Source organism: Poseidonocella sp. HB161398 (assembly GCF_005870025.1).
GTDB lineage: Bacteria > Pseudomonadota > Alphaproteobacteria > Rhodobacterales > Rhodobacteraceae > Mangrovicoccus.
This window is the reverse complement of the sequence record NZ_VATA01000049.1, coordinates 39,242-46,964: the sequence shown is the minus strand read 5'-3', so window position 1 is coordinate 46,964 and position 7,723 is coordinate 39,242. Positions and strand designations below refer to the sequence as shown.

General features: G+C 68.2%; 5 protein-coding genes. 4 read left to right on the top strand and 1 reads right to left on the bottom strand.

Going from position 1 to position 7,723, the window contains the following annotated elements; genetic code table 11:
- Nucleotides 1–55 precede the first annotated feature (55 nt).
- The gene (locus tag FGX59_RS27145) at nucleotides 56–2,224 is read right to left on the bottom strand and encodes an HAD-IA family hydrolase (RefSeq protein WP_138470261.1); all 2,169 of its coding nucleotides are present in this window, start codon (nucleotides 2,222–2,224) and stop codon (nucleotides 56–58) included.
- Between the two features lie 375 nt (nucleotides 2,225–2,599).
- On the opposite strand from FGX59_RS27145, the gene cysG reads away from it, so the two are divergent.
- From cysG to nirD, 4 genes are all read left to right on the top strand, one after another.
- Nucleotides 2,600–3,979, top strand: a complete 1,380-nt coding sequence (gene cysG, locus FGX59_RS27140; protein ID WP_138470260.1) for a siroheme synthase CysG — start codon at nucleotides 2,600–2,602, stop codon at nucleotides 3,977–3,979.
- A gap of 24 nt (nucleotides 3,980–4,003) precedes the next feature.
- Complete coding sequence (locus FGX59_RS27135; protein ID WP_138470259.1) at nucleotides 4,004–4,429, top strand: Rrf2 family transcriptional regulator; 426 nt, start codon at nucleotides 4,004–4,006, stop codon at nucleotides 4,427–4,429.
- Nucleotides 4,430–4,900: 471 nt separating this feature from the next.
- Nucleotides 4,901–7,357 carry a nitrite reductase large subunit NirB gene (gene nirB / locus FGX59_RS27130; RefSeq protein ID WP_138470258.1) on the top strand — a complete coding sequence of 819 codons (2,457 nt, stop codon included), beginning with the start codon at nucleotides 4,901–4,903 and terminating at the stop codon, nucleotides 7,355–7,357.
- Nucleotides 7,354–7,692 carry a nitrite reductase small subunit NirD gene (gene nirD / locus FGX59_RS27125; protein WP_138470257.1) on the top strand — a complete coding sequence of 113 codons (339 nt, stop codon included), beginning with the start codon at nucleotides 7,354–7,356 and terminating at the stop codon, nucleotides 7,690–7,692. The genes nirB and nirD overlap by 4 nt, the downstream gene beginning before the upstream one ends.
- Nucleotides 7,693–7,723: the final 31 nt, after the last annotated feature.

Below are 7,723 nucleotides of genomic sequence, written 5' to 3'. Positions count from 1 at the left end.
AATTCGGGATCGTCGAACTGCGCCCAGTTGTAATGCAGGATGCGACGCGGTGCGCTCATGGTTTCCAGTCCTCGAAATCCGCCCGGGTGCGCGCGAAGTACCAGGCCAGCGCCCGGTTCGCGAGCCCCATGCCGCTGCGCGACAGGCTTCCCTGGACCCAGTGGTCGTTCATCATCAGATAGTCGATCTTCGCCCGGAAGTTGTTGGGATAGAAATGCGGCGCGATCTCCTGCGCCTTCACCGTCTCCATGCCGCGCTCATGCGCGAGGCTGTTGACCGCGGCCACTTCGGACCGCTTCGGGAAGGCCACCAGATCGACCAGCCGGTCCTGCACCAGGCGGCGCAGCTCCTCGACCGTGCCCTCCTTGCGCATCAGGTCGGCGGCGAATTGCGCGCAGCGGCCCACCAGCGCGTGGCGCAGCCCCTCGATCCGCGCCTTCTCGGCCATCGAGAAGGCCGGGTCGCGGAATTCGGCGCGGATGCGCCCGCCCTCGCGGACGAAGCCGTCGAGCTTGCCCAGCGTCGGGTCGAGGAAGAACGGCTCCAGCCAGGCATAGTTCAGGCAGGTCAGCGCCAGGTCGGTGCGGCGGTGGTCGAGGATGCGCCCCGGCCCCATGGTGATCGCCGGATGCATCCGCTGGACATTGCCCACGTAGAAGCGGTTGGTGGCGAAGAACTCGAAGCCGATCTCGGCGGGCACCGGGTCTCCCAGCCGCTCGCGCTTCTCCAGCGCGGGCGAGATCTGCTTCCCCCAGGTGCCGGAATAGCCGATATCGACCAGAAGCGGGTTGCGCGCCTCGAACAGCCCCTCCTGCTCGAGATAGTCCATCGTCAGCGCGGTCTTGCGATGCGCGGCCGACTGCACCAGGCGGCGGAAGTCGTCATAGTCCCAGTAGAGATCGCGGAACCCGTCGATCCCCATCCCGTCGCCCAGCCAGTCGATATGGCTGCGCGTCGCCTCGGGCAGCGCGTGGAACTCCTCGTCGGTGATGCCGAAGATGCGGCGGAACCTGGCGAAGCTGAACGTCACCTCCGAGAGATACTCGGTGGTGATGTAGAGATAGTCGGAATCCTCGGGCGAGAAGCCCAGGAGCGCCCCGGTCGCGCGGCTGGTGGCCAGCGTGCAGAACTTCGCCTCGAGCGGATAGAGCTCGGGCGCGGCGGCGACCATCGCCTCGGCGATCTCGCGGAAGATCGTGCCGTCGCGGGTCAGGAAGAAGACATGCGAGCTGCGCTTCCTGAGCGCGCGCTGCAGCACGTCATGCACGAAGAGCGCGGCGGCCGGCGCGATGACCTGCCCCACCACCGCGTCGAGCGAGGCCAGCGGCTTGCGCGCCGCCAGGTCGAAATCGCGGCGCAGCTCGTCCTTGCGCACCGTGCCCGGGCGCGGCAGGCCGTGCATGCCCTGGGCCAGGCGGACGACATTCTCCTGGTCGTGGTTGTAGTAGTGCACCGAGCGGAAGCCGCGCTCGCGCGGGCGGATGCAGTCGTTGATCCAGTTGTCGCCGACATGCAGCACCCGCTTGCGCGGCACGCCGCAGCGCTTGGCCACCACTTCGAAGAGCTCGCCGGAATTCTTGGTGATGCCGTATTCCGAGGAGACGACCAGATCGTCGACATGCTCCGCGAGCCCGCTGGCCTCCAGCACCCGGGCCAGGGAGGCGGCCGGCAGGTACATGTCCGAGACCACGATCACCTTGCGGCCGAGCAGCTTGAGGTTGCGCAGCACGGCCGCGGCCTCGCGGTTCGGCACCAGGTTGCGCAGCTCGATGCCGGTCTCCAGCTCGACGAGCCGCGCGGCGATGCGCGCCCGCTCTTCCGGATCGTCGAGGAAGGGCACCAGCGCCCGCTCGAAGATCGCCGAAAGCGCCGGCTCGTCGCCGTCGCCGCGGGCCTGCATCTGCCGCTTGAGCTGGAAGGAGCCGTAGCCGCGGGCGGCCACCAGCGCGCGGAACACCTCGTCGCGCGGCGCGTCGACCAGCGAAGCGCCGAGCTGCGCCGTCTTGGCGAAGACCTGCTCCATGCACAGGTGCTCGCGGAAGAACAGCGTATCGAAGAAATCGAAGCTGACGACGTCGATATCGGCGTAGCCTTCGAGCTCATGCAGGGAGAAGATGTTGTTGTCGTCCCGGCCCAGGGAGCCCGGCAGCGCGGAGACAACGCTCTCTGCCCGCCGGTCGAACAATCTTTTCTCGACCCAGCGGATCAGTCGGGATGCACTCATTCTTCTTTCGTCACGCAATCAGATAATGAAGGCGAAGCAGCCTTCGCGACGGCCATCAAACATGGTTCGACTGAGGGGTTCAACGCGATGTCGGCGCCCCGGCCCGCGACATGGGGACCTTCGCGCAGTTCTACGCCGAGCCCCGGATTCCTGCCCGAAAATCGGGCAGTTGATGTTTCCGCCCCCGGCCGGACGGCAAATCCTGCAGGCGCCTGATGGTTTTTCTTGATGCAGGGCGGCTCTCCGGGGATATTTCTCTTCGCGGCAACGGCGTCGCGAATCCCCCCCCGAATGACCGGGCTCCATGGCAAAGCTGCCTGACATGCTGCGAAACCGCAGCAGTCGGCGGCTTTTTTCGTTTTTCAAGGATGCGACATGAAGAACTTCCCGATGTTCCTGCGCATGGACGGACGCCGCGTCGTGATCTGCGGCACCGGTGCAGAGGCGGCGCGCAAGGCGCGGCTGGTGATGAAGACCGAGGCCGAACTGGTGATCCTCGGCCGCGATCCCGATCCCGAGCTGGCCGCGGCAATCGCCGCAGGCCGGGCGCTGCACCATCCCGAGCTGCGCGCCGACACGTTCGACGGCGCCGTCCTGGCCTTTCTCGCCACCGGCTGCGAGGCCGAGGATGCGCGGCTGAAGGCCGAGGCGCGCCGTGCCGGAGCCGTGGTCAACGTGATCGACCGCCCCGACATGTGCGACGCCTTCACCCCCTCGATCGTCGACCGCGACCCGGTGGTGGTGGCGATCGGCACCGAGGGCACCGCGCCGGTGCTGGGCCGGGCGATCCGCTCGGAGGTGGAGCGCATGCTCTCGCCGCGGCTCGGGGGCTTTGCCGCGCTGGCCGGGCGGCTGCGCGGCGCCGTCGCCGCCCGCATCCCGCAGGAGGAGCGCCGCGGCTTCTGGCAATGGGCCTTCTGGGGCGCGCCCTTCCAGGCGCATGAAGCCGGGCGCGAAAGCGCCGCCGCCGACATGCTGAAGGCCGCGCTGGAAACCGGCGAGCGCCCCGAGGCCAAGGGCCATATCTCGCTGGTCGGCGCCGGTCCGGGCGCGCGCGACCTGCTGACGCTGCGCGCGATGCGCCGCCTCGAAGAGGCCGATGTCATCTTCTACGACCGCCTGGTCGAGCCCGAGGTGCTGGAGCTGGCCCGCCGCGACGCCGAACGCGTCTATGTCGGCAAGGAGGTCGGCCGCCACGCCTGGCCGCAGGAGATGATCGACCGCGTGATCGTCGCCGAGGCGCGCAAGGGCCGCCGCGTCGTGCGGCTGAAATCCGGCGATCCCTCGATCTTCGGCCGCGCCCGCGAGGAGATCGAGGCCGCCCGCGCCGCCGGGATCGAGGTGGAGATCGTGCCGGGCATCACCGCCGCCTCCGCCGCGGCCGCGGCGCTCCTGCAGCCGCTGACCGAGCGCGGCGAGACCGACAGCTTCGTCGTGACCACCGGCGTCTGCCGCCCCGGCGATGCCGCGCCGGAACGCACGCAGCTCGCCCGTCCCGGCACGTCGATGGCGGTCTACATGGGCGTCGAGAAGGCCGGGCGCATCCAGGCCGAGCTGATCGCCGCGGGCGCCCCGGCGGACTGCCCGGTCGACATCGTCTCGGCTGCCAGCACCCTGCGCGAGCGCCATGCCGCCGCCACGCTCGGCACGCTGGAGGAGACCATCCGCCGCGAGGCGATCGCCAGCCCCGCGATCCTCTTCCTGCGCCACCCCAAGAGCCTCGCCGCCGGCCGCGCCGGCGCCTGTGCCGCCTGACCTGCCCCGCCGCGGAGATCTGCCATGCGCCTGACCAAGTTCACCGACTACGCCGTCCGGATCTGCCTGTTCCTCGGCATGCACCAGGACCGGACCGTGCCGATCCCGGAAATGGCCGAGGCCTACGGGCTGTCGCGAAACAACCTGATGAAGGTGGCGCAGCGCCTGGCGGAGGGCGGCTTCCTGCGGACCGAACGGGGCCGCGCCGGCGGCGTCCGCCTGGCCCTGCCCGCCTCGGAGATCCGGCTGGGCCAGGTGGTGCGGCACATGGAGGGAGAGGGCAGCCTGGTCGATTGCGGCGGCTGCCCGCCCGATAGCGGCTGCGGCCTCGCCCGCACCTTCACCGAGGCGCGCCAGGCCTTCTACCGCACGCTGGACGAGGTCAGCCTCGCCGAAGCGGCCGCGGCGCATGCGGGCGCGCCCGCCCCGAAGCGCGCCGCCTGCGCCTGACGATTCGCCGTCCGCCCGCAAACGGCCGGCCCAGCCCCGGAGCGCCCCGCGCCCGGGGCTTTTTCATGCCCGCGCCCAGGCCTGCCGCCGGATCCGGCGTTCCAAAACTGGTCACAAAATCGCCAAATCATGCAAATCGCGCCCAGCCCAAGTGCAGTTCTCCGCGGCGCGGAAAAATCATGCCAATCAAGGCATGTTTTCGCCATTTTCTCTGGAATCACCTGGCACGGATTGGTAACAGGAAGGTGACGGAGGGACGCCCTCCGCACTGGCCGCAAGGGCGCGGCCTTCTCCGAACAGACTGCCTTCACCGGCAATTTGCAGCAACGGCGCTGCGGACTCACGACTACCGGATTTCTCCGGACAGTTTCTGGGAACGCGCGCGCATGGCCGCTGCCTGTCTCGCTTTCCCGTCAGAGTTAACGCAGGACGCCGATGCGTCTCGCCAGCTGAACACGGAAGCGAGCAACAATGACCAAGCAATCCCTCGTTATCGTCGGGAACGGCATGGCCCCGGGCCGCATGCTGGAGACCCTGTTCCGGATCGCGCCGGACGCCTATGACGTCACCATCTTCAACGCCGAGCCGCGCGTGAACTACGACCGCATCATGCTGTCGCCGGTGCTCTCGGGCGAGAAGAGCTACGAAGACATCATCATCCATGGCGATGACTGGTACGCGCAGCACGGCGTCACCCTGCATCGCGGCCAGAAGGTCGCGCAGATCGACCGCGAGGCGAAGACCGTGACGTCGGAAGGCGGCATCACCGTCGGCTATGACAAGCTGGTGGTCGCCACCGGCTCCACCCCGTTCATCATCCCCGTCCCCGGCCACCAGCTCCCGGGCGTGCTGGCCTATCGCGATCTCGACGATGTCGAGGGCATGCTGGCCGCCTCCGCCAAGGGCGGCCGCGCCATCGTCATCGGCGGCGGCCTCCTCGGCCTCGAAGCCGCCGCGGGCCTGAAGGCGCGCGGAATGGAGGTCACCGTCATCCACCTGATGCCGACCCTGATGGAGCGCCAGCTGGATCCGGCGGCGGGCTACCTGCTTCAGAAGGAGCTGGAATCCCGCGGCATCGAAGTCCGCTGCGGCGCCAGCACCAAGGCGATCCTGGGCACCGACAAGGTCGAGGGGCTGGAGCTGGAAGACGGCACCGTGATCGACGCCTCGCTGGTTGTCATGGCCGTCGGCATCCGCCCGAACGTGCAGCTGGCGAAGGACGCGGGGCTGGAGGTCGGCCGCGGCATCGTCTGCACGCCCGACATGCGCAGCAGCGATCCGGACATCTTCTCGGTCGGCGAATGCGTCGAAGTGGAGGGCCGGGTCTACGGGCTCGTCGCCCCGCTCTACACCATGGCCAATGTCGCCGCCGAGCACCTGGCCGCCGCCAATGACTGCGCCGCCGCCTTCGCCCATGCCGAGACCCCGACCAAGCTGAAGGTCACCGGCATCAACCTCTATTCGGTCGGCGATTTCTCCGAGGGCGCGGACCGCGAGGATGTCGTCCTGCGCAACGCCGCCAACGGCACCTACAAGCGCGTGATCCTGAAGGAGAACCGCGTCATCGGCGCCGTGCTCTACGGCGATGTCGCCGACGGCATGTGGTACAACGAACTGCTGAAATCCGGCGACTGCGTCGAGGCGATCCGCGACACGCTGATCTTCGGCCAGGCCTATCAGGGCGGCGGCGCGGCGGCAGATCCGCTGGCGGCGGTCGCCAACCTGTCCGACGACGCCGAGATCTGCGGCTGCAACGGCATCTGCAAGGGCACCATCGTCAACGCGATCACCGAGAAGGGCCTGACCAGCCTCGGCGAGGTGCGCGCCCATACCAAGGCCTCGGCCTCCTGCGGCACCTGCACGGGGCTGGTGGAATCGGTCATCGCGCTGACCCTCGGCGACGGCTTCGAGAAAAAGGCCGAGGGCATGTGCGGCTGCACGGAGCTCGGCCATGGCGAGGTCCGCCGCCTGATCAGGGCGAAGGCGCTGAAATCGATCCCCGCCGTCATGCAGGAGCTGGAGTGGAAGACGCCCGAGGGCTGCGCCAAGTGCCGCCCCGCGCTGAACTACTACCTCGTTGCCGACTGGCCGGGCGAGTACCGCGACGACCAGCAGAGCCGCTTCATCAACGAGCGGGTGCACGCGAACATCCAGAAGGACGGCACCTATTCGGTCGTGCCGCGGATGTTCGGCGGCATGACCACCGCGTCCGAGCTGCGCGCCATCGCCGATATCGTCGACCGTTACGAGATCCCCTCGGTGAAGGTCACCGGCGGCCAGCGCATCGACCTCTTGGGCGTGAAGAAAGAGGACCTGATCCCGGTCTGGAAGGACCTGAACGACGCCGGCATGATCTCGGGCGCCGCCTATGCCAAGGGGCTGCGCACGGTGAAGACCTGCGTCGGCAAGGAGTGGTGCCGCTTCGGCACGCAGGACTCCACGGGCTTGGGCATCAAGCTGGAGCAGTATCTCTGGGGCGCCTGGTCGCCCGCGAAGCTGAAGCTTGCCGTCACCGGCTGCCCGAGGAACTGCGCCGAGGCGACCTGCAAGGATATCGGCGTGATCTGCGTCGATAGCGGCTACCAGATCGTCTATGGCGGCGCGGCCGGCCTGCATATCCAGGGCACGACCGAACTGGGATCGGTGAAGACCGAGGAAGAGGTGATCGAGGTGGTGGGCGCGCTGACCCAGTACTACCGCGAGACCGGCTACTACCTGGAGCGGATCTACAAATGGGCCGACCGCATCGGCTACGACCATATCCGCGAGACGGTCTTCGACGACCTCGAGGCCCGCAAGGCCTATGCCGAGCGCTTCGCCTTCTCGCAGCAATTCGCGCAGATCGACCCCTGGGCCGAGCGCGTCGCGGGCGCAGAGGCCCATGAATTCACCCCGATGGCAGATCTCAAGCTGGAGGCAGCCGAATGAAGGACCTTGGAACCGCGTTCGACTGGCGCCTGATCGGCACGATCGACGACATCCCGCGCCAGGGCGCGCGCTGCGTGAAGAACGGCGAGATGACCATCGCCGTGTTCCGCACCGGGGATGACCGCATCTTCGCAATCGAAGACCGCTGCCCGCACAAGAACGGGCCGCTTTCCCAGGGGATCGTGCATGACGGCTGCGTCACCTGCCCGCTCCACAACTGGGTGATCTCGCTTGAAACCGGCGCCGCCCAGGGCGCCGACGAGGGCGCCACGCAAACCTTCCCCATCCGTCTCGACGGGCGGGACATCTACCTTTCCCTTGCCAACGGCGCCTGACCCCAGGCCCCTATTTCAACGAAGGACTACG